Origin of the sequence: Microbispora sitophila (assembly GCF_014892245.1) — a bacterium.
Taxonomy (GTDB): Bacteria; Actinomycetota; Actinomycetes; order Streptosporangiales; family Streptosporangiaceae; genus Microbispora; species Microbispora siamensis.
The window spans coordinates 425-1,912 of the sequence record NZ_JADBGC010000034.1 but is presented as its reverse complement, the minus strand read 5'-3'; the positions used below and the strand labels follow the sequence as shown (position 1 = coordinate 1,912).

1 protein-coding gene and 1 pseudogene are annotated in these 1,488 nt (G+C 71.3%); both read right to left on the bottom strand.

What is annotated here, in order from left to right; all coding sequences use genetic code 11:
• Positions 1-297, bottom strand: a 297-nt coding sequence (locus IL992_RS40325; RefSeq protein ID WP_449843675.1) for a roadblock/LC7 domain-containing protein, incomplete at its 3' end; no start/stop codon positions are given.
• Positions 294-1,488, bottom strand: a pseudogene (locus IL992_RS40320) (hypothetical protein); the annotation flags it as partial. The pseudogene IL992_RS40320 and the gene IL992_RS40325, both read right to left, overlap by 4 nt.

Genomic DNA, 1,488 nt, shown 5'->3' with positions numbered 1-1,488 from the left:
CGCAAGACAGGACCCGTCACTGATCGACATGATCAGCAACAACCCCCGCTGCATCTCCACCACCGTCTGCGTCACCGGGCCACCCTCGAACACCCGCGACGCACCCTGCGTCAAACTGATCAACCCCGCCGCCACCGCCGCCAGCTGATCCGCCCGGTCCTTGGGAAACCCCTCCGAGAACGCCAGAGGCAACCCGTCCGCCGATACCACCACGGTGTGCGCCACACCCGGCACGTTGTTCACGAAGTCCGTGATCAGCCAGTTCAGGCCGCGTGCGCCCTGGCTCAACTCACTCACTCGCCGTCCCCTTTCGCGGTCGGATAGCCCTCGTCCTCACTCAGTTCGCCCCTGGCCACCGCCCGGCCCTGCCGTACGCCCTGCTGCAGGCTCGCCAGCCGACCGCGGGCCCGGTCGGGCGACAGGATCGGCTGCGAAGGGGCGAGCGCCGCCGGCGCCGCGCCCGGATCTGCCGACCCGGGCACCAGGTTGGCCTTCGGCACCCGCTTCGGCAGACCCGACGAGGTCACCCCGCCCAGGGCCGGCTCACTGGCCGCCCTGGCCGCCTGCCAGCCCGCATCCGCCGGAGACGACCAGGTCGTCTTGGCGTCCGCACCGCTCTCGCCGTCGGAGTCGCTCTTGTCCGCCGGAACGTCGACCTTCTTGAACCAGTCCGACTCGACCGCGGCGAAGATCGGCAGGAACTCCTCCCCCGACTCCAGCGGCGAACTCCGCACCACCGGCAACGGGCCCGTGTTGTCATCACCCTCGAAGGCGCCACGGCCGGTCCGCCCGGGCCAACCGGCACCGCCGTCCTGCGAGGTGCCAGGCCAGGAACCACCCCCCGGAGGGGGCAGATGACCAGGCCAGGGCGTGTCCACCGGAGCCTCCCCGACATGACCCCGGCTGAAGGGGTTGGTGTCGAAGGGACTGGAATCGAACGGCCCCGAGTCGAAGTTCGTGGCCTCGAAGGGCGTCTTGTCGAAGGCCGCCCGATCGAACGGCCCGGACTCGAACGGGCTACGAGCGAACGGATCGGACTGCGCGCCCAGTCCCGCCGTGCCCTGTCCTGCCGCGCCCTGGCCGAAGCCGCCGGTGTCGAAGCCGCCGGTGTCGAAGGGGTTGCGGGCGAAGGGGTCGGACTCGCCCGGCCGCCCGGCACCGCCCGTCTCGAACGGGTCGCGCGCGAACGGGTCGCCTCCGGCGCTCCGGCCCGGCGGCGGCTCGAAGGGGTTGCGGGCGAACGGGTCGGGGTCGAAGTCGACGGTCTCCCGCGGGAAGGACTCGAACGGCCCACGCTCGAAGGGATCAGCACCAGGAGTGCCGACACCGGGCGCGTCCGCGCCGAACACCGGAGTACGCGGCGGATTCTCAAACGGCGTCGGACTGGCCAGGGCCGGCGTATTACCGAACATGGAACCACCGAACTGCGGCCCGGTTCCAACCGCCGGCATCGGACTGGTCAGCTCGGGCTGCGGCATCCCCGGCACA